General features: G+C 51.7%; 28 protein-coding genes. 12 read left to right on the forward strand and 16 right to left on the reverse strand.

Annotated features, from left to right (window positions below):
* Positions 1-13 precede the first annotated feature (13 nt).
* From INP77_RS04965 to INP77_RS04985, 5 genes are all read right to left on the reverse strand, one after another.
* The gene (locus tag INP77_RS04965; protein WP_194747771.1) at positions 14-334 is read right to left on the reverse strand and encodes a hypothetical protein; all 321 of its coding nucleotides are present in this window, start codon (positions 332-334) and stop codon (positions 14-16) included.
* 80 nt (positions 335-414) lie between these two features.
* On the reverse strand, positions 415-726 hold the full coding sequence (locus INP77_RS04970; RefSeq protein WP_194747773.1) for a hypothetical protein: 312 nt from the start codon (positions 724-726) through the stop codon (positions 415-417).
* An 85-nt stretch (positions 727-811) separates the two neighbouring features.
* Complete coding sequence (locus INP77_RS04975; RefSeq protein ID WP_194748488.1) at positions 812-1,036, reverse strand: hypothetical protein; 225 nt, start codon at positions 1,034-1,036, stop codon at positions 812-814.
* A 121-nt stretch (positions 1,037-1,157) separates the two neighbouring features.
* The gene (locus tag INP77_RS04980) at positions 1,158-1,496 is read right to left on the reverse strand and encodes a hypothetical protein (RefSeq protein ID WP_194747774.1); all 339 of its coding nucleotides are present in this window, start codon (positions 1,494-1,496) and stop codon (positions 1,158-1,160) included.
* 65 nt (positions 1,497-1,561) lie between these two features.
* Entirely contained in the window at positions 1,562-1,864 is a 303-nt protein-coding gene (locus tag INP77_RS04985) for a hypothetical protein (RefSeq protein WP_194747776.1), read from the reverse strand.
* Positions 1,865-2,019: 155 nt separating this feature from the next.
* Here INP77_RS04985 and INP77_RS04990 point away from each other — a divergent pair, with 155 nt between their 5' ends.
* On the forward strand, positions 2,020-3,015 hold the full coding sequence (locus INP77_RS04990; RefSeq protein WP_194747777.1) for an integron integrase: 996 nt from the start codon (positions 2,020-2,022) through the stop codon (positions 3,013-3,015).
* A 10-nt stretch (positions 3,016-3,025) separates the two neighbouring features.
* Here INP77_RS04990 and INP77_RS04995 read toward each other — a convergent pair whose 3' ends face one another.
* The 6 genes from INP77_RS04995 to INP77_RS05020 all read right to left on the reverse strand — a co-directional run bounded on the left by INP77_RS04995 (position 3,026) and on the right by INP77_RS05020 (position 10,832).
* Positions 3,026-5,218 (reverse strand): bifunctional diguanylate cyclase/phosphodiesterase, encoded by a 2,193-nt coding sequence (locus INP77_RS04995; protein WP_194747778.1) that lies wholly within the window; start codon positions 5,216-5,218, stop codon positions 3,026-3,028.
* A gap of 127 nt (positions 5,219-5,345) precedes the next feature.
* Positions 5,346-6,260 carry a rhodanese-related sulfurtransferase gene (locus tag INP77_RS05000; protein WP_194747779.1) on the reverse strand — a complete coding sequence of 305 codons (915 nt, stop codon included), beginning with the start codon at positions 6,258-6,260 and terminating at the stop codon, positions 5,346-5,348.
* A 105-nt stretch (positions 6,261-6,365) separates the two neighbouring features.
* Complete coding sequence (locus INP77_RS05005; protein ID WP_194747780.1) at positions 6,366-7,037, reverse strand: formylmethanofuran dehydrogenase subunit C; 672 nt, start codon at positions 7,035-7,037, stop codon at positions 6,366-6,368.
* Entirely contained in the window at positions 7,034-7,960 is a 927-nt protein-coding gene (gene fhcD / locus INP77_RS05010; protein WP_194747781.1) for a formylmethanofuran--tetrahydromethanopterin N-formyltransferase, read from the reverse strand. The genes INP77_RS05005 and fhcD overlap by 4 nt, the downstream gene beginning before the upstream one ends.
* Before the next feature lie 2 nt (positions 7,961-7,962).
* On the reverse strand, positions 7,963-9,627 hold the full coding sequence (locus INP77_RS05015; RefSeq protein ID WP_194747782.1) for a formylmethanofuran dehydrogenase subunit A: 1,665 nt from the start codon (positions 9,625-9,627) through the stop codon (positions 7,963-7,965).
* A complete protein-coding gene (locus INP77_RS05020; RefSeq protein WP_194747783.1) occupies positions 9,624-10,832 on the reverse strand; it encodes a formylmethanofuran dehydrogenase in 1,209 nt (402 codons plus the stop codon). The genes INP77_RS05015 and INP77_RS05020 overlap by 4 nt, the downstream gene beginning before the upstream one ends.
* A gap of 236 nt (positions 10,833-11,068) precedes the next feature.
* Here INP77_RS05020 and ndk point away from each other — a divergent pair, with 236 nt between their 5' ends.
* From ndk to der, 11 genes are all read left to right on the forward strand, one after another.
* Positions 11,069-11,473, forward strand: coding sequence for a nucleoside-diphosphate kinase (gene ndk / locus INP77_RS05025; protein ID WP_194748437.1), 405 nt, complete (start codon positions 11,069-11,071; stop codon positions 11,471-11,473).
* A 54-nt stretch (positions 11,474-11,527) separates the two neighbouring features.
* A complete protein-coding gene (rlmN, locus tag INP77_RS05030) occupies positions 11,528-12,646 on the forward strand; it encodes a 23S rRNA (adenine(2503)-C(2))-methyltransferase RlmN (RefSeq protein ID WP_194747785.1) in 1,119 nt (372 codons plus the stop codon).
* Between the two features lie 3 nt (positions 12,647-12,649).
* Positions 12,650-13,450, forward strand: coding sequence for a type IV pilus biogenesis/stability protein PilW (gene pilW / locus INP77_RS05035; RefSeq protein WP_194747787.1), 801 nt, complete (start codon positions 12,650-12,652; stop codon positions 13,448-13,450).
* Positions 13,451-14,725, forward strand: coding sequence for a helix-turn-helix domain-containing protein (locus tag INP77_RS05040; protein WP_194747789.1), 1,275 nt, complete (start codon positions 13,451-13,453; stop codon positions 14,723-14,725). It abuts the gene before it with no gap.
* Between the two features lie 2 nt (positions 14,726-14,727).
* On the forward strand, positions 14,728-16,008 hold the full coding sequence (gene ispG / locus INP77_RS05045) for a flavodoxin-dependent (E)-4-hydroxy-3-methylbut-2-enyl-diphosphate synthase (RefSeq protein ID WP_194747791.1): 1,281 nt from the start codon (positions 14,728-14,730) through the stop codon (positions 16,006-16,008).
* A 27-nt stretch (positions 16,009-16,035) separates the two neighbouring features.
* Positions 16,036-17,295 carry a histidine--tRNA ligase gene (gene hisS / locus INP77_RS05050; protein ID WP_194747793.1) on the forward strand — a complete coding sequence of 420 codons (1,260 nt, stop codon included), beginning with the start codon at positions 16,036-16,038 and terminating at the stop codon, positions 17,293-17,295.
* A 123-nt stretch (positions 17,296-17,418) separates the two neighbouring features.
* Positions 17,419-18,243: an ABC transporter ATP-binding protein gene (locus tag INP77_RS05055; protein WP_194747796.1), complete on the forward strand. Its 825-nt coding sequence runs from the start codon at positions 17,419-17,421 to the stop codon at positions 18,241-18,243.
* A 7-nt stretch (positions 18,244-18,250) separates the two neighbouring features.
* Positions 18,251-19,060, forward strand: a complete 810-nt coding sequence (locus INP77_RS05060; RefSeq protein WP_194747797.1) for an ATP-binding cassette domain-containing protein — start codon at positions 18,251-18,253, stop codon at positions 19,058-19,060.
* Between the two features lie 35 nt (positions 19,061-19,095).
* Positions 19,096-19,734: a tetratricopeptide repeat protein gene (locus tag INP77_RS05065; RefSeq protein ID WP_194747799.1), complete on the forward strand. Its 639-nt coding sequence runs from the start codon at positions 19,096-19,098 to the stop codon at positions 19,732-19,734.
* A 6-nt stretch (positions 19,735-19,740) separates the two neighbouring features.
* Positions 19,741-20,955 carry an outer membrane protein assembly factor BamB gene (bamB, locus tag INP77_RS05070; protein ID WP_228518736.1) on the forward strand — a complete coding sequence of 405 codons (1,215 nt, stop codon included), beginning with the start codon at positions 19,741-19,743 and terminating at the stop codon, positions 20,953-20,955.
* Entirely contained in the window at positions 20,955-22,388 is a 1,434-nt protein-coding gene (gene der / locus INP77_RS05075; RefSeq protein WP_194747801.1) for a ribosome biogenesis GTPase Der, read from the forward strand. Before bamB ends, der begins: the two co-directional genes overlap by 1 nt.
* Before the next feature lie 103 nt (positions 22,389-22,491).
* On the opposite strand, the gene INP77_RS05080 is transcribed toward der, so the two are convergent.
* The 5 genes from INP77_RS05080 to INP77_RS05100 all read right to left on the reverse strand — a co-directional run bounded on the left by INP77_RS05080 (position 22,492) and on the right by INP77_RS05100 (position 26,304).
* Positions 22,492-22,953 (reverse strand): GNAT family N-acetyltransferase, encoded by a 462-nt coding sequence (locus tag INP77_RS05080; RefSeq protein ID WP_194747803.1) that lies wholly within the window; start codon positions 22,951-22,953, stop codon positions 22,492-22,494.
* A 68-nt stretch (positions 22,954-23,021) separates the two neighbouring features.
* Positions 23,022-24,002, reverse strand: coding sequence for a S49 family peptidase (locus INP77_RS05085; RefSeq protein WP_194748439.1), 981 nt, complete (start codon positions 24,000-24,002; stop codon positions 23,022-23,024).
* Positions 24,003-24,111: 109 nt separating this feature from the next.
* Complete coding sequence (locus INP77_RS05090) at positions 24,112-24,462, reverse strand: Rieske 2Fe-2S domain-containing protein (protein WP_194747804.1); 351 nt, start codon at positions 24,460-24,462, stop codon at positions 24,112-24,114.
* Positions 24,459-25,112, reverse strand: coding sequence for an HAD-IA family hydrolase (locus tag INP77_RS05095; RefSeq protein WP_194748440.1), 654 nt, complete (start codon positions 25,110-25,112; stop codon positions 24,459-24,461). Before INP77_RS05095 ends, INP77_RS05090 begins: the two co-directional genes overlap by 4 nt.
* Before the next feature lie 73 nt (positions 25,113-25,185).
* Positions 25,186-26,304 carry a pseudouridine synthase gene (locus INP77_RS05100; protein WP_194747805.1) on the reverse strand — a complete coding sequence of 373 codons (1,119 nt, stop codon included), beginning with the start codon at positions 26,302-26,304 and terminating at the stop codon, positions 25,186-25,188.
* Positions 26,305-26,678: the final 374 nt, after the last annotated feature.

Below are 26,678 nucleotides of genomic sequence, written 5' to 3' on the forward strand. Positions count from 1 at the left end.
TTTCAGGCTAAGGTTACGGTTTAAATAACCAACCTTTGCGCATTAACAGCGCAATCACAAATGGCCAAAAGAGCGTATTGATCACATCATGCAAACTGGCATCCCAGCGCCAATATCCCAGGCTATGCAGGTCATCCTGCATATCCAGCACTTCACCGCAGCAGGCCACGATAAACACAGTGAGCAAGGGCATAAAACGATGCCCCTGCCTGCGAAAAATGCGCATCGCAGCAAAAAATACCACCAACCCAACGTAAATATGCAATGCGTCTTTTGAAAGGCCCGTGACACTCACAATCGCCAATTTCACGGCTTGAAAAGTTGAAACCGTCATACTCCCCCCTCATACTCTGGCGCGATCAGCAGCCACTAGTTGATGACTTTTGCCGAAACCTGATTGCATATTACCCAGGCTCACTGAGATATTGCGAGATCAAACTGACTTGCAATTGCTTCAATGACCTCTACCGGCCCCTCAATGCGCCACTCATCACAGGGATCCCACTCACATTTAAGCTTTATGCCAGCACGCTTTAAGCGAATGCAGTCGTAATCAATCCCCGCATCAAAGCCACCGTAACGCGCATAAACTTTCCACCCCATCTGCTCAAGCTGGGGCAAAACACAGTCAAACTCTTGAGGCCCGATATTGGCAATGGCTGAAAAAGCTCTCCTCCGAAACGGCCACATTACCAACCGGCGCATCAAATTAACGAACAGCTTCATAGCGTTTTGGAAAGAAAGTCTGGACTCTAACGTGTACCCAGTGTGCCGTTAGACAGGACCTAACCGGAGAGCTGTGACAAGGCAGCTACTTTTGATTAGAGCGCTCTTTTTCATACTCTTCATAGGTTTTCTTGTTCAAATTCTCTAAACAACGGTCAACCTCACTCGGCGGCTGATTGCGGCAATTGTTCTCAGCGCCACGCTTGACCCCCTCATACCAAGACTGGGAAGTGCAGCCTGAAATTGCCATGATCCAAAAAGAAAATGAGACAAAGTTGATGTATTGTTTTGTTTTTACTGGCAGATTCATATTTAAATGCTCAATAAGTCTAGCGTTAGTTTAATGGACTAGCGAGGATGGCAGCGCAGCCGGAATTATTAAACTTGCGCGCATCGAAGTAAGTTCTCGCCAATCCCGCTTCATGGATGAGTTAGCCAACATGCTTAACAACAGAGAGCAAATGATAGACTCTCTCTGGCGAAAGTGCATGAGTTAATAATGGGTTCGCAAGCTCGAAAAGAACCTCACTAACGACAGGTTCGGATAATGCCAAATCATCTCTGCACTCAAGAGCATTGGCCCAGCTCTCAACATCTGACCGAGTGATTGAACCCTCGGCAAATAAAGTTAAAACCCGCTCTAGGTTTTCTGGAGTTAAGACAACTACATACTCTTCACTGTCCCATGCAAATTCAGACATTCGTGCAATTGCTTGAGCAATTGGTAACTCAGCATAGACAAGAGCTTTGAGAGCATCTACGCGGTTCATATGGTTAACGTTGAGGAAGGGGCTGCGCTTTAGCGCAGTCCCAGCATAGCGAACTTGACCGTATGTTAGACATTGCTTTCCCTATGCGCAAAAAGTTTATTGATTTCCAGATGCGCAGAAATATTACGAGCATATGTTTTTTCGTTACCAGCCAGCGTAGATGTGACACTCGAAAGATATGTACTTCGTAAATTTCTGCCCAGATGATCGAAGAGCGTGTTGCAGAGCTTTATACCCGCAATCTTTTGACCATTCAAATGCAGATAACAGGCGAGAGCAAATGTATCTCTGTAGAGCACCCTTTCTGTTGCCGTTTTGCTTTCTTCATCAATGATTGAACAAAGTTTATTGATGTCGACGATCTTCATAACTACTCCTTGGAATTATGCCTAACGAAAAGTAGACCCAAAAAACGAACCTAAACTTTATATAGGCCGGTGGCTGTAAATTTAATAAAATGATTTATCATAATTAAATCAATTATTATTTGATTTTTATTACACCTTAATAAAAGGATCGCAGTATGGAAAACACACCTGAGGTAAAACCAGCACCAAAGTTGTTTCCTTTAATCGTAGAGCGATTGCGTTTAAAAAATTACAGCAACCGCACCGAAGAAGCTTATATACAGTGGATTAAACGCTTTATTTTGTTTCATGACAAGCGGCATCCCAGAGACATGGGCGCAGCCGAAATTGAGGCGTTTTTGAATCATCTGGCAGTAGAAAAAATGGTGGCGGCGAGCACGCAAAGCCAGGCTAAAAGCGCCCTGCTGTTTTTGTATGATGAGGTGTTGGAGCGGAATCTACCCAAACTTGAAAACTTGACCAAACTCCCGGCAAAAAAAGAGTTGCCTGTGGTCTTGAGCAAGCAGGAGGTACAGGCAGTGCTTTCTGGGTTGGAGGGGATGATGTGGTTGATGGTGAGCTTGTTATACGGTAGCGGCTTGCGGGTGATGGAGTGCTTGCGCTTGCGGGTGGCGGATATTGATTTTGATCGGCAGGAAATTTTGGTGCGCGACCCGCAAGGTTATAAAAACCGTACGACATTATTACCAGGAACGTTGGTGCATCCTTTAAAAACACATTTGGCGTCTATTGAGGCATTACATGCCCAGGATTTGAGTAAAGGTTTAGGGGAAGTCTGGATGCCTGAGGGATTGGCTAAACGCTACCCCAATGCGGGTAAGGATTGGCAGTGGCAATATGTGTTTCCCTCAAGCCGTTTATCGGTTGCGCAGCAATCAGGCGGAGTTTACCGCCACCATGCGGATGAAAAACCAATACAGCGGGCGGTGAAAAATGTGGCCAAGCAATTAGGCATTAAAAAAACCGTGACGCCGAATACACTGAGGCACAGCTTTGCCACACACTTGCTGGAAGGTGGCCATGACTTGCAGACCGTGCAGCGCTTGTTGGGTCATGCCAATGAGGCAAACACTAAAGTCTATGCGCAACTGGTCAACACTGGCGGACGGAGCGTGGCCAGTCCACTTGATGTGATCAAACCAATTGTGTAATCAAGTCTCGCTAAGGTGTTTGCTTTATCATCGAGAGATTTTCACAGCCGATTAATTGGGAAAATTTATCAGCAGGCATGGGTTTGCCAAACAAATACCCCTGCCCTTCTTCGCATTGTTTGCTTTTAAGGTATTGATATTGCTCTGCCGTTTCTATGCCTTCGGCAATCGACTGTAAATCAAAGCCATGGGCGATATCGAGGGTAGCGCACACCACGGAGTCGTCTTCTTTGTGTTGCAGCATACCATTGACAAAGGTGCGGTCGATTTTAATGCGTGTGAGGGGATAAGTCTTGAGCAGGCTGAGCGAGGCGTAACCGGTCCCAAAATCGTCAAAGGCAATACCGACGCCGTGCTGCTTGAGTTTGCGTAGCGTGGCTAACACAATCTCATCTTGATCCAGCGCGATATTTTCGGTGATTTCGAGTTCCAGCGCTTGCGCGGGTAGGCCATGTTTTGCCAACACCAGCATCACCTCATCGACCAACTCGCCGGTATGAAACTGCGCGCTAAATAAATTCACCCCTACCTGCAAATGCTCAGCACCTTGGCGGCGCCAAAATGCCAACTGGCTACAGGCTTCATCAAGTACCCAGCTGCCCACCGTGGCGGCCAGTGGCCCGCTCTCTAGTGCGGATAAAAAAGTAATAGGTGGCAGAAGACCGCGTAGTGGATGATTCCAGCGGATCAAGGCCTCGGCGCCAGTGATAAGGCCAGTTTGCAGGTTCACTTGAGGCTGGTAATACAACAAAAACTCGCCTTCATCGACAGCACGATGCAATTCAAGTGCATGTTGGCGGCGCGATACCGCGGCCTGGCGCAACTCAGGCACAAACAAACAGGCGCGGCCACGTCCTTGTGCCTTGGCTTTGAATAAAGCAAGGTCGGCATTGCTGACTAACTCTAATGCTTCAAGCGTATGCAAGGGCGAAAGCGCAACTCCGCAACTGGCAATCACCCTCACAGACTGGCCTTGCATTTGCATCGGTTGCTCAATGCCATCAATCAGTTGCTGCGCAAGCTGAGTGGCGTCAGTTGGCACTTGCAGGCCGGGCACGACGACCGCAAACTCATCCCCACCCATACGCGCAACCAGACCATGCGCAGGGACAATCCGTAATAACCGTTGCGCGATTTCTCTCAATACGGCATCGCCAACGGTCCCCCCCATGGTGTCATTGATATCTTTAAAACCATCCAGATCTATCATAAACACCGCGGCAGCATGTGGCTGGCTGAGTGTTTCTTCAACAAAACGGTAAAAGCGGACCCGGTTATACAGGCCTGTGAGTGTATCGAGCAACGACTGCTTGCTTTCCGCTTGCAGCGCGACTGCAGTGGCTGGCACAGGCTTGAGCACGGCTTCGAATTGCAGCTGGCCTTCGGCTTGCCAGGAAAATAACGATAGATTGACCAGAAAGCTCGTTCCCTCTTTATGAAGCCCAGTGAGCTCACACGAACTCGCCACACGGTCTAGTGACCGAGACTGCAAAATGGTGTCTATTTTCTCTTGTAAAAGCGCAGCATCCGAGCTGGAAAACAATGTTTGCAGTGGGTGGCCCTCACCCTCGATGAGACGGTAACCAAACATATCGGCCGCGGCCTGATTCCAGGCAATGATCTGCTTGGCGGCATTAAACCAGACGATAGGGGTCGCAGCATGCGCCGCATATTCTTCAAAGTGTGGCCGGGTACGGCTGGCTGAAATTTCAATGCGGCGTAACTCAAGCCGGTCAGATACCATTTGCGCCAGCGCCCGCAATCTGGCCTGGTCTTCTAAAGAAAAGTCAAAATGAGGTTGGTGGTCGACAATACACAGGGCGCCTAAGGGGAGGCCTTCTGGTGAAAGCAACCTGACCCCGGCATAAAAACGAATATTCGCCTCACCCGTGACCAGTGGATTGTCATGAAAGCGCTCATCCAGCAAGGCATCTGGGACGACCATGACCTGGTTTTCGTTGATGGCATGGGCACAAAAAGAAACATCACGGCGCATATCCATTTCGCCAGCACCGACGGCGGCGGCGAAAAACACATGGTCGCTACCTATCATATTGACGGCCGCAATCGGCATGCGAAACATGCGTGCCGCAATGTCTACTACCGGCTCCAGATTGGCAATGACTTCTGGCTGATGCAGGCCATGGTCAAATAGCGCTTGCAACCTTTGCGGTTCATTAGCAAGTATTACTGGGCATTTCATCACAACCCCCTAGGCAAAGAGCATAGATGAATGACATGTCAATTTGCTTTTATGTCAATTCATAAAATTAAATTTTTTGTAACACTACTAATTTTATGCCATCAGCGCAAGCGCGCTGATCAAAGGGTTATTGACTGTCGCCGATGTGATTTTGGCCGCGCAATCTGGCCAGCTTCACCTGCTTTTGACGCTCACGCAAAGACTCTTTCTTTTCTGCGGTCAATTTTTCGTAGCAATAAGGGCAAGAAATACCGGCTTCATATTGCTCACTTTGCATTTCCTCTGTGGTGAGTGGCATGCGGCAGGCATAACACTGGTCATGGTCCCCTACCTCCAGGCCATGCTTGACCGCCACGCGCTGGTCAAAGACAAAACACTCACCTTCCCACAGGCTTTGCTCTTTGGGCACGGTTTCCAGATATTTAAGGATGCCGCCTTGCAGGTGATACACCTCTTCAAACCCTTGTTGCTTCATGAAAGAAGAGGCTTTTTCGCAGCGAATGCCACCGGTACAGAACATGGCGACTTTTTTGTGCTTGGTTTTATCCAGGTTTTCGGCAACATATTTGGGAAACTCGCGGAAGGTGGTGGTCTTCGGGTCCACCGCGCCTTTAAAGGTGCCAATATGTACTTCATAGTCATTGCGCGTATCCAGCACAATGACGTCCGGGTCTGAAATAATGGCGTTCCAGTCTTCGGGCTTAACATAGGTGCCCACGACCAGATTGGGATCCACCTCTGGCACGCCCATGGTGACGATTTCTTTTTTAAGTTTGACCTTCATGCGGTAAAACGGGTGAGAATCGGCCCAGGATTCTTTGTGCTCGAGATCGGCCAGTCGCGGATCCTGGCGCAAGTAGGTGAGCACGGCGCGGATATCTTCCGGCTTGCCGGCAATGGTGCCATTAATGCCTTCATGCGCCAACAGCAAGGTGCCTTTAATCTGGTGTTGCTGGCAGGTCTCTAAAATCGGTTGTTGCAGGTCTTTGTAATTATCCAGCGTGACAAATTTATAGAGGGCAGCGGTGAGATATTGGCTCATGAGAAATCTGGCTTGATTGCAAAAGCGCGATTTTACCACTCTAACCTACTGATGCAAAAAGAAAAACGGGCACGCGGCCCGTTTTCATACGCACACTGATTGGCTTTAAGGCTGAATCACCAGTATCTCAGCTTTACCGAGGCCACCCATATCCCCCATCCAGCGTTGTACGCGCTGACTGCTGATTAGCGCAAAGCGGCTATCCAGCAACTTAAATGATTTATACAGAATATTGAGGAAAGGCAGCTTGTGCAAACCACAGTCTATCCAGGTCGCCTGCGGCGCTGGCGATTGTGCCAATAATAAAGTCCCGCGTTTCATACCGTAACCAAGATAGACACCTGTGCTGCCCAGTACGCCCAGCGTCCCCGCCATCATGTCCGAGCCGCAATAGTCACCGGCATCACCTTCAATCAACAGCATGCCGCGACGCATCCGGTCACCTGCACGTGCGCCAGCGTTGCCTTTGCAAATCAGAATACCGTTTTGCAGTTGCGCCCCTAAAAAGTCACCCGCATCCCCCTCAACCAATAGCTGGCCAGCCGTCATGCCGAAGCCGATGTATTGGTGCGAAGAAGTTGTGTTTTTAAAAGTCAGCTTAGTTGCCTCTGTGGCTGCGTCCACGCTCACCTCAAACGCGTCGGCAACAGACAAATTGGCGGCCAGTTTGATGGCGCCGATCTCGGTCTCGGTTTTGCCTTGCAAGGCCAGCGGCAATAAGGCACGGCAATCGACCGTGCGCGAGATTGGCTTGGCGGTTAATACTATATGGCTCATGCGGTCACCTCCCCGCTTAAAATTGGACGCAGTTTAAAGTGATGCTGGCCCAGCTTGCCGCCGTAGTTACCAGCAGAAATACGCAAGATGCCATTGTCTTTACCCAGGCTACAGGCCGCTTCAATCCCAGCTTTCATCGAAACAGCAATATCTTCAAAAGTCAGGCCATTGACCACAATTTCCATCACGCTTTCCACCCGTGGATCGAGCTCGCTCTTAACCACGCCTTTAAGGGTTGGGCAGAATGCGTCGTTGGTACTGGCAAACATTTTGGGGTACTTGCTGCCCACCTTGGAACCAGAGCGCACCACCCCGCCCGGGAAAGGCATAATCACATTGGGCAGTTTGCGCATGGCATCAATGGCGGCTTCACAGGCCGTCAATACTTGTGCCTGACTGGCCCCCAAGACCAGAAAGTTACCGCCGCCAATGGCACGTACCATGCCCGTAGTTTCTTCGGTTAAAAACTCGCCATCCATGACCGGAATACGCCAGTAGCGCTTAAGCTTGCCCGTGGCATCGGGGATTTGTTTGGAGACCTGATAACCATCGCCAAAAAAGCGCAAATGTTTGCCGAGGCTGATCATGTCTTCTGACTCAATCCCGGCAAAGGCCGCCGCGGTTGGGCAAGTGAGAATACATTGGCCCATGCGCGTTTCGAGCTGTTGCATCAGCACTTTGCTGCCCATGGCAAACATGAGCACACTAACGCCCGGACGGCCGTCCGGGGTTTCATCCTCGGACAACTCCCGCTCTATGCCCGCCTCGACGCCACAGCCAATCACACTGGTGGCAAAACCCGTCATGGCATTGGCGGCGTTATATGCCCAGCGCAAATTTTGCGCCGTAATCAGGATACGCGTGCCGCGCATATTAAATGCTTCAGCAAAGGTATCGTCTATGTCTACGCCATTTAACTGCATATTCACCCCTGGCTATGGTTAATGACATGGTTGCGGCCATCTTCCGCAATCTGGTCATCCGAAATTTTAAAGTTGTGCATTTGCATGGTGTGGTAGTGGTCAAAATACTGCTTGATGTCTTTTTCCACACCCAGATCAAAGGCTGGTTTGGCGGTATGTGTTGCGCCCCACACCACCTTGACCACTTTGCCCTCTTTCACCACCAGCTCACCGTCTTTAAACACCAGGTCTGGCTTGGCAAACATCGCCTCCTTGTCAGCCTGATCGGTATAGACGGTAATATCAGCCGCAGCGCCCACGCCCAAATGGCCACGGTCTTGCAGGCCAATCAACTTGGCCGGTGCTGAGCGGGTCATAGTGGCGATTTCATACAAGCTATATTCGCGTTCCAATGATTTCAGGTTACTCATGGCTTGCGCATCGAGGTTGAGCTTGTCAAACGCATCATTACGGAAGGTTTTATCCATGAGCAAACGGATCAAATGCGGATAGCTGGTAAACGGCGCACCGTTCGGGTGATCTGTAGTCAGGAAAATGCGCCAGGGGTCATCCACACTGAGGAATACCTCGAGGCCAATCGCCCATTGCAAGGCGTTGACATAGTTCTGGTCGCGGTATTTGAACGGGACCACGCCACAACCTGCGTCGCATTCAATGTCCATGATCACCGATTTTTTCGGGTTGGCCACTTTGGCGTTTAAATGCTGCATCATGTTGTCGCCAGACGCGGTCACGGTCTGTCCAAACAGAATCTGGCCGACATCGGCAGTGATGTGTTTGTTGTTGTTGATCGCTTCGGCAATATTGGCGGCGGCGGAAGAAAATTTCTTGTCACCCTCAGTGCCATAACTGTGAAACTGGATATGGGTCAAATGCATGGGGATGCCATCGCTGGCGCCCATGGTATCCAGCGTGGTCTGAAAATTACCAGCCACACCCAGGTTATTACAGTGCACATGCAAAGGTTTGGCAATACCTATCTCATTTACGGCACGGCTCAAAGCCTGCAAAATGCGGCGCGGCGTGATATTGTAATAACTGTGCAGTTGATCCAGGTCCTGGCGGCGCTCATTGAATTTAAATGCGGAAATGCCGCCCGGATTGACCACTTTGATGCCTATGGTTTGCGTCGCATGCAGTGTCCACGCCACATAGTCATTAATGGTTTTCTGGTCAGCATTCTGGCTCAGCAAACGCAGCAGGTAATCATCGTTACCCAGCATGGCGTAGCCGCCTTTATCAATCATCGGCGTGTCACCCATTTCCATATGCGCCTGACGCGCATTCACGGCGAGCACGGCCGGCTCAAAGGCAGCGGTATAACCCATTTCGATATAGCGCATGCCGGTATCGGTGGTATTCGGTGTCGCATGGTGGCTGCAGTTGGCGCCGCAGATGTGAGCTTCAGGCTCCTCCAGCTTGCGCATGGCCTGGTATTCAGGCAGCAGCATGCGGGCAATATTGACTTTGCCGCCACCGATATGGCTATGCATATCAATCGCCCCAGCCATGACGATCTTGCCATTCAGGTCGTACACCTGCGCAATTTTTTCACTGTCGGCCGGTTTGGCAATAATGCGGCCATCGCGGATATAAATATCCTGCACCACGCCATCCTTACCGTGCGCGGGGTCAATCACTTTCGCGTTCTTGAGTACGGTAATCATGCCGTCACTCCTTTAAGTTCTGTTTCTATCATGGCGATCACTTGTGACAAGGTAGGCAGGTCAGAAGGCTTGGCTGTGCTGAGCGGCAAGGTAACCGAGCCATCGACACGGAATTGCTGGCCGTTGCAGTCTAGCCCTGGCGTCGCAACGGGGATAAACACTGCAGGCGTCTCTTCACATTGGCTGTCAGCAGCACCGAGCACAATCACGGGTTTAGTGCCTGCAGGCGGCATCGCATCCGGGCTGTAACTATTCACCCATACCACCGCGTCATGGCTTTCCCAGTCTGGCGTATCAATAATCACGCCATTGAGCCAGGTATGTGCGTAATTGACGCTGGTATCGCCATCACTGCCGCCAAGCGACAAACCCATGGCGCGGCTCTTCTGGTTCAAGGCGACCACGGTTTCAGTGATATTTTCAATGGTTAATTCGGCATGCGCATAGTGCAGGTCTTTGGATACCCACACCAAGGTGGCGTACTTGGCTGCCTTCAGGGTCTCAGCCACGGTTCTCAAACGGCTCACGTCTACCCCGGCCACTGTTTCCGCAGTCACTGGCTTGCCCATCACCAGGGCCCTTAAGGTGGCGACCACCTCCGGTAACTGTTCGCTCGCACAAGGAATGACTTCAGGTGCGCGTCCATCGGGAGAGACGCCAGGCTTGGTATTCAGGTCATCGCCGCCCAGGTAGATGATCTTGCGGGCGGCAGGCGCGGTAAACATGGCCTCAGGCACCCACACCACGCGCTCGAAAAAACGGGTATTGTGGCTCACCACATCAGTGCCTATCATCAGGATGACATCTGCACGGTTGCGTACCTCGGTCAAGGTGGTGGTCTGCCAGCCGCGATGCTGTAATACCTGCATGTTGCGCAGCGTGCTGCTGGCATTGAGATGCGTCATCGCCGCATGCGTATGATGCGAAAGACTGACCAGGGCACGCGCACCGTGAACATCGGTACTGCTGCCGGCGATCAATGGCGTTTTGGCTTGCTTGAGCAGTTCGACGGCGGTATGTACGGCCTGGGTCAGCGACACGGGTTGCCCCGCCACCCGAGGTTGCGCACCATTACTCGTTCGCGCATAGAACTTTGCGGCTTTGCCACACGAAAACTGCTGTTTGGCAATGGCCTCCCCCGAAATGTCGTCACATAGCAAGCCGCAAGCCGGGCATGCATGCATACTGTTTTGTTGATTTGTCATGGCTTTATAGTCTCTCGTTTTGATCTTTATGTATTCAATCCTGAATATCCACCTGACCGTGGGAAACCATCACATCATAAAACATCTGCTGACAATAGATAAAAAAAATAAAGCAATGAATGCCTGCTATTTAACGCAATAAAAGCCTGTCATCAGTATCTAAGGTTTATCAATCACAGTAAAAATAGTAGAATAGTCGTTTGTTTTTCTTGTTCATTACTTTATTTGGAGTTCTCATGGCTTTAGAGCGTACACTCAGCATCATCAAACCAGACGCCGTTGCAAAAAACGTGATTGGTCAAATCTACACCCGTTTTGAAAACGCCGGTTTGAAAATTGTTGCAGCTAAAATGACCCACCTGACTCAAGCTGAAGCTGAAGGCTTCTACGCTGTGCACAAAGAGCGTCCTTTCTTCAACGACCTGGTTAAATTCATGATCTCTGGTCCAGTGATGATCCAGGCATTGGAAGGCGAAAACGCGGTATTGAAAAACCGTGAACTGATGGGTGCAACCAATCCTAAAGACGCAGCCCCTGGCACCATTCGTGCTGACTTCGCTGAAAGCATTGATGCTAACGCCGTGCACGGTTCCGACTCTTTGGAAAATGCGGCCATCGAAATCAAATACTTCTTCGGTTAATCACACCCTTCGTCACTTAACGACGATCACATTGATACCGAACTAGGAATACACTTGGTTAACTTACTGAATTTTAACCAATCGCAACTCGCCGAGTACTTCACCAGTCTCGGCGAGAAGCCTTTCCGCGCCAAACAATTGATGCGCTGGATGCATCATTTCGGGGTACTTGACCTCGACCAGATGACCGATATTGCGAAAACCCTGCGCGAAAAACTGCGTCAGGAAACCGAATTTGCGCTGCCAGACGTGCAGTTGGAACAAGTGTCAGATGATGGCACCCGCAAATGGCTGATCGGCACTAATAACTTAAGAGACGGCACGTCTAACAGTGTGGAAACCGTCTTTATCCCTGAAGATGACCGCGGTACGCTGTGTATCTCCAGCCAGGTAGGCTGTGCACTCGAATGCACATTCTGCAGCACCGGTCGCCAGGGCTTCAACCGCAATCTCAACGTCTCCGAAATTATCGGCCAACTATGGATTGCCAATCACGCCCTGCGCCAGGCGCCTGGCTATGACTTGCTGCCACCCGGTGAGCGCATTATCTCCAACGTGGTGATGATGGGCATGGGTGAGCCACTGGCCAACTATGACAACGTCGTCACGGCCATGCAAATCATGCTGGATGACAGCGCTTATGGCTTAAGCCGTCGCCGCGTCACCTTGTCGACCAGCGGCATGGTGCCAGCGATGGACAGACTCAAGGAAGACTGCCCCGTCGCCTTGGCGGTATCGTTACATGCGCCGAATGATGCGCTACGTGATGAGATCGTCCCAATTAATAAAAAATATCCAATTAAAGATCTGATGGCCGCTTGCGAGCGCTACCTAGTCAAAGCACCACGTGATTTCGTGACGTTTGAATATGTCATGCTGGACGGCGTCAATGACACCCTGGAACACGCCAAGCAACTGATGAATATCGTGCGCGATGTCCCTTGCAAATTTAACCTGATCCCATTCAACCCGTTCCCTAACAGTGGTTACGGGACGTCCAAGCCCATGCAGGTGCGTGCGTTTCGTGATATGTTAATGCAGGCAGGCTTTGTAGTCACCGTACGTAAAACCCGCGGAGACGACATTGATGCGGCCTGCGGGCAACTGGCAGGTAAAGTGCTCGATAAAACCCGCCGCACTGAGAAAACCATAGCGATACATCCGGAACAGTAAGTGATGACAGCCCCCTTTTACAAGCCTTTCGTGGTCATCTCTGCAGTGACCTTGTTACTGTGGCTGTCAGGGTGTGCGCAAAACCCTTCTTCCAACGCTCAAGCTCAACCTTATGACCAGCAGCCTATCGGACGCGAAAGCGGCGATATGGAATCTGCCCGCGTGCATACCGAACTTGGCGCGGAGTATTTCCGTCTCAAACGCTACGATGTGGCGCTTGAAGAGTTTAATACCGCGCTTGAACGCAGCGCGACCTATGCCCTTGCCTACAACGGTTTAGGCCTGGTCTATGCGGCCCTCGGTGAAAAAGCACGGGCAGAAGCCGCATTCAAGCGGGCGATTCAACTGCAACCAGCTAACTCGGAGTCACACAACAACTACGGCCGTTTTTTGTGCGACCAAGGCCAATACGACGCCTCACAAAAAGAATTTCTGCTCGCGGTGAAGAATCCGTTGTATAAAACACCGCAAATTGCGCTGTATAACGCCGGCGTCTGTGCCTTACGTGCCCAGCAAAAACCACAGGCTGAGCAGTATTTTTATCAGGCACTGCAAGTGGACCCATTGGCCCACGCCAGTGCTTATCAATTGGCCAACCTGCAATTTGCACGCGGCGAGGCACAACTGGCACTCAACACCGTGCAAAATAGTGTGAACGTTGCCCCGACACCAGAGTCCCTCTTTTTGGCAGTCCGAATTTGCCGGTCCTTACAATTGGCCGATGATGCAAATTATTACAGTGTGCAACTGCACAAACTGTTTCCGAATGCCAATGAAACTAAACAATTGCTGAAAACGGAGTAAATGCACGTGACGTCAGAAGATACCACCAACGTCAATCCTGCACCGGCAGAAAAACCCAGACGTGGCCGTCGGCCCAAGAATGCTGCCACCACGCAGACGGCAGCCAGCCATGCGCCCACAACAGACACTGCGGTGAGCCTGGAGCAAACGCCTGCAGCAGTCTCGGTTGCGCAAGCAGCGGCCGCAGAAGCTTCGCGCATGGATATCACACCTGGCGATACTAGCAATCTCAATCCAGCACCTACCGATGCGCCTGAAGAGTACGGTGCCGCCATGGGCTTGGAAAGCATCCCGCAGCAAGCAGTGAACCCGTCGATCGCTTATGGCTCTGGCTGCGGCAATGTCCTCAAAGCGGCACGAGAGGCACAGGGCTTGAGTATCCACGAAGTGTCTGGCCAATTGCGCCTGGGCGTCAAGCAAATCCAGGCCATTGAGCAGGATGACTTTGATAAGTTGCCACAACCAAGCATTGTGCGCGGCTTTATCCGTAACTACGCACGCTTGCTCAATATTGATGTGGCGCCCATCATCGAGGCCTATCAACGCATCGTGCCTAACAAGACCCCGCTGCCCTTGAGTGTCCGCTCGAATGCCAGCCGTTCGGTGATTGATAAACCGGTGCGCGTCTTGCGTCCGCAACGCTTGCTCACCCTGCTGATCTTTTTGATATTGGCCGCGATTGCCGCCTATTTTTATATCAACCATATCAAGCCGCACACACTCAAAGATGCTTCACTGGCGCTGGATGTGGAAGAAATCAGTGAAACAACGGGTCAGCAAATCGAAATTCCAGTGCCTCCGGCAACTGCGACCGCCCCCGAAGCAAGCAATAGCGCGACCGTAGAAACCGGTAATACTGCCAGTACAGCCTCAGTAGAGGCGCCCGCAGAAACCAGTCTAGCCATGCAACCGGCCGCAGGCATGCAGCCAGCAAGCCCGGCTGATACGGTTGCCAGCACGCCTACCATTGTCAGCACCCCGACACCGGCAGCCGGTCAGTCGCTTGAAACGACCACGCTCAAAGCCGTGGATCCGCAAAAGGCAAATCTGAGCTTTAAAGTGACTGAAGACTCCTGGGTGCGCATTGAAGATATGCAAGGCAAAAAATTATTTAGTGAGGTACTGCCGGCCGGTTCAGAACGTCAGGTAGTGACAGACAAACCGGTCAATATCACGGTTGGACATGCCGCAGGCACCCAACTGACCATTGATAACCAACCTTACGATTTAACCCAAGCCACACGTGGTCGTGTTGCGCGTATTCAATTGAAATAATCATGATATCCCGTAGACATACCCGTCAGGTCATGGTCGGACACGTTGCGGTCGGCGGTGGCTTATATGGTACACAGGTGTCGCCTGTGGTCGTGCAAAGCATGACCAATACCGATACCGCCGATGCGGCTGCCACCATCGCGCAGGTCTATGCCTTATGGCAGGCCGGTTCTGAAGTGGTCAGGATTACCGTCAACAGCGCCGAAGCTGCCGCGCAAGTCGCCACCATCCGCAAAGGCCTGGATGCTATGGGGTGTTCTGTGCCTCTGGTGGGCGACTTTCACTTTAACGGCCACAAGCTGTTGCAAGCTTACCCGGATTGCGCCGAAGCACTGGCCAAGTATCGGATCAACCCCGGTAATGTCGGCAAAGGCAGCAAGCGTGACGAACAGTTTGCGGCGATGATAGAAGCCGCCATCCAGTACAAAAAAGCTGTCCGCATCGGCGTGAACTGGGGCAGCCTGGATCAAGCCAAAATGGCACAAATGATGGATGAGAATGGCAAATCTGCCAACCCGCTCACGGCCGATGCATTGATGCGCGAAGCGCTGATTCAATCCGCGCTCGAAAGTGCCCAGCAAGCCGTCGATTTAGGCTTAAACCCCGATCAAATCATCATTTCTTGCAAGGTCAGCAACGTGCAGGATCTGGTAATGGTCTATCAGGCGCTGGCGCAACGCTGTGATTATCCCCTTCATTTGGGACTGACTGAAGCGGGCATGGGCTCCAAAGGCATTGTTGCCTCCACTGCCGCACTGGCGATTCTGTTACAGCAAGGCATAGGCGACACCATCCGCGTCTCACTGACCCCCGAGCCGAATGAGTCCCGCACAAAAGAAGTCGTGGTCGCCCAAGAAATTCTGCAGACCATGGGGATCCGCTCGTTTACGCCCTTGGTGACCGCCTGCCCTGGCTGCGGCCGGACCACCAGCACCTATTTTCAGGAGCTGGCGATGCAAATCCAGAGCTGGTTACGCAATCAGATGCCAATCTGGCGTAGCCAATATCCCGGCGTAGAAACCCTCAATGTGGCAGTCATGGGCTGCGTGGTCAATGGCCCTGGCGAATCCAAATTAGCCAATATCGGCATTAGCCTGCCGGGCACGGGCGAAACGCCGGTGGCGCCGGTGTTTGTTGATGGTGAAAAAACCGTCACCCTTAAAGGCGACCATATTGCTGAAGAGTTTCAACAGATCGTGGATGAGTATGTGCGCACGCATTATGCCGAAGGTGGCAAACTGCGCACAAACAAAGCGCCCGTGATCCCGATTGTGGCCGTATAAGCCATCCACCTCCCCCATTCGTACAAGATGAGTCAAACATTTCAATCCATTAAAGGTTTTTACGACATCCTGCCAGAAGCCACGCCCTTGTGGTTCAAGCTTGAAGATACGGCACGCCGGATCTTGAGCCAGTATGGTTACAACAATATTCGCATGCCACTGGTCGAGCCGACCGAGTTGTTTGTGCGCAGCGTAGGCGAGCATACAGATATCGTAGAAAAGGAAATGTACGCCTGGGAAGACAAGCTCAATGGCGACAAACTGACGTTGCGCCCGGAAGGCACGGCTGGTTGCGTACGTGCCGTCGTGGAACACAATCTCACTTACAATGGCCCGCAACGCCTGTGGTATATGGGACCCATGTTCCGTCATGAAAACGTACAAAAAGGCCGTCAGCGCCAGTTTCACCAAATCGGCGTAGAAGCCTTTGGCTTTGAAGGGCCGGATGTGGATGCCGAGCAAATCGTATTGCTGGCCAGACTGTGGCAAGCGCTGGGCATTGCCGACGTTGAATTACAGTTAAATAGCATTGGTGATGCGGAGGAGCGCGCGCAATATCGCCAAACCTTGATTGCCTATTTTGAGCAACACATGGACTTGCTGGATGAAGACGCAAAACGTCGTCTGCATAGCAATCCCCTGCGCATTCTGGATACGAAAAACCCACGCATGCAGGCCATGTGTGAGGCGGCCCCCAAGCTGATGGATTGCCTGGGTGAAACATCCAAGCAGCATTTTGCCCAATTGTGCACCCTGCTTGATCAGGCTGGCATTGCTTATACCATCAACCACAGACTGGTGCGTGGTCTGGACTATTACAACCGCACGGTCTTTGAATGGGTGACCACCAAACTTGGCGCGCAAGGCACCATTGCCGGCGGCGGACGCTACGACACGCTGGTAGAACGTATTGGTGGTAGCGCCACGCCAGCTTGTGGCTTTGGCATTGGTCTGGAACGTGTATTCCTGTTGATGCAGGAATATGGCGTCACCGCTCAGAACCAACCCGATATTTACCTGGTCAATGTGGGCGAGTTGGCGACACAAAAAGCCTTTACGCTGGCCGAAAGACTGCGTAGCATGGGACTCAAGGTGGTCTTGCACGCCGGTGGCGGTAGCTTCAAATCACAAATGAAAAAGGCCGACCGCAGTGGTGCGCGCTTTGCCGGCATTTTTGGGGATGATGAAGCAGCCGTTGACGAACTCACCTTAAAACCCATGCTGGGTCAAGGCGAGCAAGCACGTGTCAGCTATGATCGAGTCGCCTCCATCGTTAATGCGGGCTGATTGGCGGCAGTGTTCTGTTTAAATGATGACTGGTCTAAATAGCAAGGCTGGTAAATATCAACAACGGTCGCTGGCATGGCGATAAATCCGTAATTTTGTGAATCTGGTGATTGATCTATCAACATGAGCGAAATCTTAAATATCCAGGACCTCAATATTTACCCGGCCAATGCGCCAGGGCGCTACTTGGTCAAACAGGCCTCGCTCAGCCTCGCCCGTGGCAAGACTACTTGTATCGTGGGTGAGTCTGGTAGTGGCAAAAGCCTCACTGCGCTCAGCATCATGAAGCTACTTTCCCCGCAATTGCGCATGCAAGGCCGCGTGGTGTTTCAAGGCCAGGATCTCAGCCAATTAAGCGAGCGCGAAATGCAAGCCATCCGTGGCCGAAAAATCGGCATGATTTTTCAGGAGCCCATGACCTCGTTAAACCCGGTACTCACCATCGGCTTTCAGATCGGTGAGCCACTGCAAACGCATTTAGCGCTTAAAGGTGCCGCACTTAAACAAAAAGTCGCTGAATTACTAACGCAAGTGGGCATTGATCCCACGCGCGCCAACAGTTATCCCGACGAACTTTCAGGCGGACAACGTCAGCGTGTCATGATTGCCATGAGCATTGCTTGCCAACCTGCCCTGCTGATTGCCGATGAGCCGACAACTGCACTAGATGTCACCGTGCAAGCACAGGTGCTGCGCTTGCTCGATGAACTCAAGCAACGGCTGAATATGGCGATGCTGTTTATTACCCATGACTTCGGTGTGGTCGCTGATATTGCCGACGATGTCATCGTCATGTTCAGAGGTGAAATCGTAGAAGCTGGCCCGGTCAGCCAGGTATTGGATGCGCCACAGCATCCATATACCCGCGCGTTGCTCGCTTGTGTGCCCGATGCCGAGGGCAAAAAAGTGTTGCAGCCCATGCGCTATGACTGGCTGACGCCTGCGTGAGGTCGATATGACGGATTTCCTGTTACAAGCCCATCATCTAAGCAAAAGTTACCGCCAGCGGACCGGCACGCTCGGGCTGAATACCCAGACCATACATGCCCTCGACGATGTCAGCCTGCAACTCAAACGCGGCAGTACGCTGGCTGTGGTCGGCGAATCTGGCAGCGGAAAATCCACACTGGCTCGCGGCATTTTGCGCCTGTTGCCGCTAGACCAAGGCCAGGTACTGTTCGATGGTCAAGACTTTCTCGCCCTAGACCAAAGCAGCCTGCGGCATGCACGCCGCCATATGCAAATGGTGTTTCAAGACCCATTTGCTTCACTCAACCCCAGAATGCGTGTGGGTGAAATCATTGCCGAGGGCCTGGTGATCCATGGCATCGGCGATAAAAAACAACAACAAAACAGCGTCTTTGAGATGCTGGAAAAAGTCGGGCTAAAAGCTGAAGATGCCAGCAAATATCCGCACCAGTTTTCCGGCGGCCAACGCCAGCGTATCGGCATCGCGCGTGCCCTGATTCTGCAGCCTAAGTTGGTCATCTGCGATGAGCCGGTGTCGGCGCTAGATGTATCAGTGCAGGCGCAAATCCTCCTATTACTCAAGCAACTGCAACAAGAAATGGGGCTCAGTTACCTGTTTATCACGCATGATTTACGCGTGGTCAGGCATATTGCCGATGAGGTTTTGGTCATGCAAAAAGGCAAAGTAATTGAGCAAGGAAGCGTAGAAACCATTTATAATGCTCCCCAACAAAAATATACCCAACAGCTGCTCAGCGCAATTCCTGGTCAAGGCCTGCGCGGGGCTGCCGCATAATTAAGATCCTAATACAAGAATACGCAGGAAATTCAATGGCATACGATTTGGAAGAACAGGAACAACTAGACGAGTTTAAAGCCTGGTGGAACAAAAACGGTAAACTGGTCACCCGCCTGGTGATTGCAGCGGTCGTCGTCTATGGCGGCTGGCAAGGATACCAGTCTTACATGAATAGCAAGGCCACTGCCGCCTCTACCGCCTATCAGACCTTGATCAGCAGCTCATTGCTGGATGTTGATAGCAAAAAAGCCGAGCAAATTAGCAAAGAAGCGCAAGCCATTGAGCAAGACTACAGCATGACCCCTTATGCAGGCCGTGCCGCCCTGTTTGCAGCGCGCGCATTGCATGAAGCCAAGCAGTCCGAAGCCGCTGAAAAGCAATTGCGCTGGGCGATGGCTGAAGCAAAAGAACCCGCCATTAAACAGATGGCCGCCATTGAAATTGCCGGCTTGCAAATTGAACGCAATGCACTGGACGATGCCAAGAAAACCTTGGAAGGCATCAATGATCCAGGCTTTGATGGCATTAAAAACAGTTTGCTTGGCGATATCCTGATGGCGAAAAAACAGGAAAAAGAAGCGAAACAAGCCTATACCAAAGCATTGCAAGCGCTTGATCCTGAAGGAAAATTGTTTTACCTGACCCAGCAGAAGCTGGATGCTTTAGGATAATTGCTAATGAAGTTGAATGTTGCCGCCATGCCTGTCCCGTCTCACCGTCTCAAACAATGGACACTGGTTGCCTTGTGTGTCATAGGGAGCAGTTTGACTGCGTGTACGGCATTCAACGACGTTAAAACCAATTTAAGTGAAAGTATTTTTGGCGCCGAGCCTGCCAACCCGCCTGTAGAGCTTGAGGATATCAAATCCTCTTACGAGACACGCGTACAGTGGTCCACCGATGTGGGCGAGGCAGGCCGTTTCAGCTACGTGCCCGTCCTGGCTGACAACATGGTATATGCCGTCAATGCTGAAGGCAGCGTGATGCAGCTTTCTGCAGAAAATGGCAAAACGCTGTGGCAAACAGAATTAGGCGAGCCCATCAGCAGTGGTGCAGGACTGGGCGGTGGCCTGGTGTTGGTCGGGACCAGCAAAGGCCACGTCTATGCACTCAACCTGAATGGCAGAAAGCTCTGGAGCGCCGTGCTCTCCAGTGAAATACAAGGCTCCCCGCGCTATTATGATGGTACGGTGATTGTGCGTACCACCGATCACCACATTTACGGCATTGATGCGGCGGATGGCCGTCGCAAATGGTCTTATGAACGTGCCACCCCTTCCCTCTCGCTCAAAACGCATGCCGGCATCGTCGTGGATGGCGGCGCCATTTATGCAGGCTTTCCTGGTGGAAAACTGGTGGCGATTCGTGCGGACAATGGCAAACTGATTTGGGAAGCAACGGTTGCCCAACCCAAAGGCGTGACCGAAATCGAACGCATTGCAGACATCACCAGCTTGCCGTTTGTCGATGGCCCGCTGGTGTATGTGGTAGCTTATCAGGGCAAAGTCGCCGCCGTTGACCGTCAGCGTGGACAAGTGGTGTGGAGCCGCGATATTTCAAGCTATGTCGGCCTGACCGCAGAGAATAACAAAGTGTATCTGAGTCACACCATCGGCTCAGTCTACTCACTGGATGCCAGCAATGGCAAAACTTTTTGGCGCCAGGGCAACCTGGGCTACCGCAACCTGACTGTGCCTCTGCCACTCAGCAATATTGTGGCTGTTGGTGACCTGGAAGGCTATGTCCATTTACTGAGCCAGGATGACGGCAGCTTTGTCGGCCGTCTGCAATTAGGTTCCAAACCCCTTATGGCATTGATCGCAGGCACCAATGCCAACCAGTTTCTTGCACAATCGCGTGACGGTCACCTTTACGCAGTGACATATAAATAATGCTACCTACCATCGTGCTTGTTGGCCGACCCAATGTCGGCAAATCTACTTTATTCAATCGTTTGACCAAATCGCGAGATGCGCTGGTCGCCGATTTGCCTGGTCTCACGCGTGACCGGCACTACGGCCGTGGCCTGGGCGCCAGCCAGCCCTATCTGGTTATTGATACCGGCGGCTTTGAGCCCACCGCAGATACGGGCATCTTGAAAGAAATGGCCAAGCAAACCTTGCTTGCCATTGATGAAGCCGATGTCATTATTTTCCTGGTCGACGCCCGTGCTGGCCTGACACCGCAAGAATTTACCATTGCGCAAACCTTGCGCAAGGCCCAGCGGCCGGTGCTGCTGGCAGTGAACAAAACCGAAGGCATGCGCAAAGCCATCGTCAGCGCTGACTTTCATGAACTGGGCATGGGTGAACCCCTGTCCATCTCTTCCGCGCATGGCGAAGGGGTCAGAGACTTGATTGAACTGGCGCTGGAAACCATCGCCGATAAGGAAATCGAAGCTGCCGAGCCTGTGAATCCGAACAATCCCCGCATTGCAATTGTTGGCCGCCCTAACGTTGGCAAATCGACACTGGTGAATGCGCTGCTGGGAGAAGACCGCGTGATTGCCTTTGACCAGCCAGGCACGACACGCGACTCGATTGAAATCGCGCTCGAAAAGAACGGCAAGCACTATACGATTATTGACACTGCGGGCGTACGCAAGCGCGGCAAGGTCTTTGAAGCGGTTGAAAAATTCTCCGTGATCAAAACCATGCAAGCCATTGAGGACGCCAACGTGGCTATTTTGGTGGTGGATGCCCAAGAGGGCATTACCGAGCAGGATGCACATGTTGCGGCCTATATTGTCGATGCCGGACGTGCCCTAGTAGTTGCGATTAACAAATGGGATGGCTTGCAGGATGATGAACGCGAATGGATCAAACGCGAAATCGACCGCAAACTGCAATTCCTCGACTTTGCCAAATTCCACTACATCTCGGCACTGCGTAAAAAAGGCCTGAATGAGTTACTGGACTCAGTTGATGTTGCCTTTAAGGCGGCCATGGCCAAGTTAGCCACGCCACAACTGACGCGCGTGCTTGGCGAGGCCACCACCCAGCATCAACCACCCATCAGCCGTGGTATTCGCCCCAAACTGCGCTATGCACACCAGGGCGGCAGCAACCCACCGATTGTGGTGGTACACGGCAACCACATTGATGGCGTCAAAGCGAGCTATACGCGTTTTCTCGAAGGGGTGTTCCGTAAAGCCTTTCAATTGGTAGGCACGCCGCTACGCGTGCAATACCATCAGGGTGAAAACCCGTTTGATAAAGAAGAAGAGCGCAAAAAAGGCGAAGGCCTGGTCACCATGCGTAGACGTAAAAATGAAATGCGCGCCAAGCTGAAGGCGCGCAACGAGCAAAATAAAACCAAAAAATAATTGCTTGGGCGCTCAGGATGGGCTTTTGCTTTATTCCATCCTGCGCAGTCAAGCTCACACGCACTGGCAGCACGCCTCTTGAGTGCTCAACTTGAAATCAGACTTATTTCAAGCTGATTTCATAGGTTTGCCAGCCTGTATGCCTTGCCAGCTTATCATAGCAGGCACGTGCCAGCTGGTTATCCTCAGCAGTCACCCAACGGATCACCGACCATCCCTGCAGTTGTCCAATCTGCACCACTGCCTTGATCAAAGCGGTGCCAACACCTTGCCCTCTGGCAGCGGATGCTACAAACAAATCATCGAGATAACCGCCCATGCTCGCCGCCAAGGGTCTAACAAAAGCACGATAATGTGCAAATCCAATCAGGCGCCCCTGCGCATCCACTGCCACCAAAGCAAATATGGCGGGAGACGGCTGGTGTAACCACTGCCAGACCTGTTCCCGCATGGCGACAGACTGATTCACAGCATAAAACCTGGCGTAGTCAGCATACAAGGCTGACCACTCGGCATGATCTTCACCAGCGATTGGACGAATATGGAAACGGGATGGTTGTGTCATGAGAGTCCTTCAGTCATACGGCAAACAAAAAAAGGGACCTTGCGGTCCCTTTGTATCCCTTTCAAAGGTTATCGCAAGGTGGGCAGCAGATTTTTTGCGCTCACGCCCAGCTCTTGTGCCATGCTGGCCCCCAACTTCTTGGCAAAGCGATCAACAACCGTCTCCTGGTAGGTGAAATCAACAATCTCAGCCTGCTTGATCACTTCACGGGCGACGTATTCTGCGCTGCCTTGCGCATCCGCAAGACCCAGCTTGATACTTTCTTCGCCGTTCCAGAACAGGCCACTAAAGGTGTCTGCATCTTCCTTGAGGCGGCTACCGCGGCCTTCACGCACCACGGTGATAAATTGCTGGTGGATTTGATTGAGCATGCTTTGCGCAAACGCCTGCTGCTTTGGATTGACCGGTGAGAATGGATCCAGCATGCCTTTGTTTTCGCCAGCGGTCATCAAACGGCGCTCTACCCCCACCTTTTTCATGGCTTCAGTAAAACCGTAGCCATCCATTAGCACGCCGATGGAGCCAACGATACTGGCTTTATCGACAAATATTTTGTCCGCTGCGACGGCAATGTAATAGCCTCCCGAAGCGCAGATATCCTCAACCACGGCGTAAACGGGAATTTCCGGGTGCAATTTGCGCTGACGGTGAATTTCATCATTGATGATGCCTGCTTGTACCGGACTGCCACCTGGACTGTTGATACGCAAGATAATACCCTTGGTGCCCTTGTTGTCGTAAGCATCATTGAGGCTGCTGATCACCGCATCGGCATTGACTTGGCCACCGGCCTCAATCACGCCGGAAATGTCGATCAGCGCAGTGTGGGCAATAGAGGTGCTTTTACTTTGCCCGACCCAGCCCAACAACATCATGAGCAGGAAGAACAGATAGATAAACGTCAGCGACTTGAACAACACAGACCAGCGTCTGGCTGTTTTTTGCTCCTGCAATCCGGCCAGTGCAATTTTTTCTACCGTGCGCAAAGCCCAATCCTGCGAGGCAGGGCTCGGTTGTGTGTCTGAGGATGGCGTATGGTTTTCTTGCATCATTCAACTTTCGTCTATTAATTTTTAGCTATTCTAGCAATATTTGTGTGCTCGCCGTTGGCTATTTAAGCAATGAGGCAGAGGCTGTCACACGGACGAATCCTCATCACTAAAACTGATCGAGATGGACCGTGATCATGCCATCGGCTTCAGTAACAGGGATGGATGACAGGCGTTTGCCCTGGCATGGCCCCACCACACAATAGCCGGTTTCTGGCGCGTACATGGCTCCATGCGTCGCACAGATCAACCACTCTTGTGTCATGTTAAAAAATTTACCATGCTCCCAGTCCAGCTCCACCGGCACATGCGCACAGCGATTAACATACGCATAGGGCTTGCCCTCAAAGCGGACGACAAAGCCTGTGGCATGCGGACCGAACGCCGGGATATCAAAGCGTAACCCATCGCCTTTTTCAGGCAAGGCGGCACTGTCAAAAGTGACGGCGTTCAGGCTCATGTCTGCTCCAATAACCAGGCGCTTAATGTTGCCACATCATGAAACAGGTAATCCGGGGAATACTGCTGTAAATGCTCGGCTGTTTGCGACCCATAACTGACCGCAGCCGTGATCACCCCAGCGTTTTTGCCCATTTGCATATCATATTGTGAGTCGCCTATCATCAAGGTACGCTCTGGCATCACCACCAGTTCGTCCATGAGCGCATCCAGCATTTGCGGATGCGGTTTTGAAAAACACTCATCCACGGTTTTGGTGGCATTAAAGCACCTGGCCAGGCCCGATTGTTGCAAAGCAGTATTTAAGCCACGCCGCCCTTTGCCTGTCGCGACCGCCTGCTTGCAACCTTTGCGGTCGATGGCAATAATCGTTTCGGCAATGCCTTCAAACAATACAATATTGTTTTCATTGTTGTAATAGTTACGGTTGTAATTGGAGACCAGGGCCTGTGCCTGAAACTCTGGAATATCACCAAACAGTACTTCTATGGATTCGCGCAGTCCCAGGCCGATAATGCTACGCGCACGTGCTTCGGTCAGGCCGGGTAGGCCTGCCTGTTCTGCGGCCTTAATCAGCGCCTGAGAAATCAAACCGGTAGAATCTGCAATGGTGCCATCCCAATCCCAGACAATTAAATCAAACTGTTTCACTAAATCAGACTTCTTCACTCAGCAAACTTTCTTTAAAACTCAACATTGATGCGGCCAGAACACACGACCAACTTTATTTTACGGCCTGAAGTTGACGTTGTTGTTGCAAAAAGCTTTCTAATTCTGCCGGCAACGGTGCCACCAAATGCAGGGGCTCTCCCGTCAGCGGATGGGCAATCCGCGTCTCGCTGGAATGCAAAAACATGCGTTTCAAGCCCTGCTTGCTTAATTGCTTGTTCAAGGCAAAGTCACCATATTTATCGTCGCCCAGAATCGGGAAGCCCAAATGAGACAACTGCACCCGCAACTGGTGCGTACGTCCGGTGATTAATTTGGCTTGTAAAAAACTGTACTGTCCCAACACGGATTGCAGGTAAAACCAGGTTTCAGAGATTTGCGTTTCCACCTCAAACTTGCCTTTGGCCGCGTGTCGCTTGGCGGTCAAGCCACTTGCCTTGAGTGACTTTCTGCCGCCCGCTTCGTGATTGAGCAAAGGTTCATCGACGACTTGCACCCTACGCTCACCACTTTCTGTCACGTATTTTTGCAAATCCAGGGTGACTTTCTTTTTCGCCTCTGTCCACTGCCCCTGCACCAGGATTAAATAGCGTTTATCCATATGATGATGGCGCATGGCTTCGTGCAAGGCAGTCAAGGCCGAGCGTTTTTTGGCAATCATCAATACGCCGGAGGTTTCACGGTCCAGACGATGCACCAACTCGAGAAATTTGGCTTGCGGCCGCTCCAGGCGCAATTGCTCAATCACGCCCAGACTAATGCCACTGCCACCATGCACCGCCATCCCGGCCGGTTTATTCAGCGCCAGCATGGCATCATCTTCATAAATCACTTGCTCGGCTAACTTGGCCTTGACCGTGGGAGCAGCTGGCTTGGCTGCCGCTTCCGCAAGGCGAATGGGCGGCACGCGCACTTCATCGCCCAGTTGCAATCGGTATTCTGCATCAACGCGCTTCTTATTGACGCGGACTTCGCCACTGCGCAAAATCCGGTAAATATGGCTTTTAGGCACGCCTTTGAGCACCTTGGTCAGAAAGTTATCTACCCGCTGTGTTTCAGATGCCTCGTCCACCATCAAGAATGTGACGCGATCACTGGCGGGCCTGGGCTCGGAATCGAGGCTGGAAGCCATTGCGGCCGTCGCGGATGTAGATGATCGTAATTGTGAGCTCATAGTTGCAGGTCGTGCTTTGCTTTATCAGGACTTATGGATATACTGTCGAGATTCTGAATCAATGGTTTACCGGCAAAAGCGACAACATTGCCATGCCGATTTCGAGATGACAAACTGTTTTCATCTCTGACCTGAGAGCCCTGATATCCGGACTCGCCAGATTTTGGGTCTCGTCACTGCATTCAGAATCAAAAAAATTTTGGTGAATACCGCTCGCCATCAAGTAGCGATAATTAATTAGAAATGTTTTAACGCGAAGCTCACGCAGAATAAACAAAGAAATGAGCTCGGCGTTAGCCAACCCGAATTTTAACGAAATTGCCCTCTGTTTAGGGTTTTATTTTTGCAGTCTATCGCGCTGGACAATACAGGTC

Origin of the sequence: Methylophilus sp. 13, assembly GCF_015354335.1 — a bacterium.
Classification (GTDB): domain Bacteria; phylum Pseudomonadota; class Gammaproteobacteria; order Burkholderiales; family Methylophilaceae; genus Methylophilus; species Methylophilus glucosoxydans.

Excerpts from the sequence above, each read along its gene's own strand:
- INP77_RS05060 (WP_194747797.1), top strand. The coding sequence starts at position 18,251 with ATGACGGATTTCCTGTTACAAGCCCATCATCTAAGCAAAAGTTACCGC.
- pilW (WP_194747787.1), top strand. The coding sequence starts at position 12,650 with ATGACAGCCCCCTTTTACAAGCCTTTCGTGGTCATCTCTGCAGTGACC.
- INP77_RS05090 (WP_194747804.1), bottom strand. The coding sequence starts at position 24,462 with ATGAGCCTGAACGCCGTCACTTTTGACAGTGCCGCCTTGCCTGAAAAA.
- INP77_RS04975 (WP_194748488.1), bottom strand. The coding sequence starts at position 1,036 with ATGAATCTGCCAGTAAAAACAAAACAATACATCAACTTTGTCTCATTT.
- bamB (WP_228518736.1), top strand. The coding sequence starts at position 19,741 with ATGAAGTTGAATGTTGCCGCCATGCCTGTCCCGTCTCACCGTCTCAAA.
- INP77_RS05020 (WP_194747783.1), bottom strand. The coding sequence starts at position 10,832 with ATGACAAATCAACAAAACAGTATGCATGCATGCCCGGCTTGCGGCTTG.
- der (WP_194747801.1), top strand. The coding sequence starts at position 20,955 with ATGCTACCTACCATCGTGCTTGTTGGCCGACCCAATGTCGGCAAATCT.
- INP77_RS05055 (WP_194747796.1), top strand. The coding sequence starts at position 17,419 with ATGAGCGAAATCTTAAATATCCAGGACCTCAATATTTACCCGGCCAAT.
- ispG (WP_194747791.1), top strand. The coding sequence starts at position 14,728 with ATGATATCCCGTAGACATACCCGTCAGGTCATGGTCGGACACGTTGCG.
- INP77_RS05080 (WP_194747803.1), bottom strand. The coding sequence starts at position 22,953 with ATGACACAACCATCCCGTTTCCATATTCGTCCAATCGCTGGTGAAGAT.
- INP77_RS04990 (WP_194747777.1), top strand. The coding sequence starts at position 2,020 with ATGGAAAACACACCTGAGGTAAAACCAGCACCAAAGTTGTTTCCTTTA.
- fhcD (WP_194747781.1), bottom strand. The coding sequence starts at position 7,960 with ATGCAGTTAAATGGCGTAGACATAGACGATACCTTTGCTGAAGCATTT.
- ndk (WP_194748437.1), top strand. The coding sequence starts at position 11,069 with ATGGCTTTAGAGCGTACACTCAGCATCATCAAACCAGACGCCGTTGCA.
- INP77_RS05000 (WP_194747779.1), bottom strand. The coding sequence starts at position 6,260 with ATGAGCCAATATCTCACCGCTGCCCTCTATAAATTTGTCACGCTGGAT.
- INP77_RS05015 (WP_194747782.1), bottom strand. The coding sequence starts at position 9,627 with ATGATTACCGTACTCAAGAACGCGAAAGTGATTGACCCCGCGCACGGT.
- INP77_RS05040 (WP_194747789.1), top strand. The coding sequence starts at position 13,451 with ATGCACGTGACGTCAGAAGATACCACCAACGTCAATCCTGCACCGGCA.
- hisS (WP_194747793.1), top strand. The coding sequence starts at position 16,036 with ATGAGTCAAACATTTCAATCCATTAAAGGTTTTTACGACATCCTGCCA.
- INP77_RS04970 (WP_194747773.1), bottom strand. The coding sequence starts at position 726 with ATGAAGCTGTTCGTTAATTTGATGCGCCGGTTGGTAATGTGGCCGTTT.
- INP77_RS04985 (WP_194747776.1), bottom strand. The coding sequence starts at position 1,864 with ATGAAGATCGTCGACATCAATAAACTTTGTTCAATCATTGATGAAGAA.
- INP77_RS05085 (WP_194748439.1), bottom strand. The coding sequence starts at position 24,002 with ATGCAAGAAAACCATACGCCATCCTCAGACACACAACCGAGCCCTGCC.
- INP77_RS04980 (WP_194747774.1), bottom strand. The coding sequence starts at position 1,496 with ATGAACCGCGTAGATGCTCTCAAAGCTCTTGTCTATGCTGAGTTACCA.
- INP77_RS04965 (WP_194747771.1), bottom strand. The coding sequence starts at position 334 with ATGACGGTTTCAACTTTTCAAGCCGTGAAATTGGCGATTGTGAGTGTC.
- INP77_RS05065 (WP_194747799.1), top strand. The coding sequence starts at position 19,096 with ATGGCATACGATTTGGAAGAACAGGAACAACTAGACGAGTTTAAAGCC.
- INP77_RS05005 (WP_194747780.1), bottom strand. The coding sequence starts at position 7,037 with ATGAGCCATATAGTATTAACCGCCAAGCCAATCTCGCGCACGGTCGAT.
- INP77_RS04995 (WP_194747778.1), bottom strand. The coding sequence starts at position 5,218 with ATGAAATGCCCAGTAATACTTGCTAATGAACCGCAAAGGTTGCAAGCG.
- INP77_RS05100 (WP_194747805.1), bottom strand. The coding sequence starts at position 26,304 with ATGAGCTCACAATTACGATCATCTACATCCGCGACGGCCGCAATGGCT.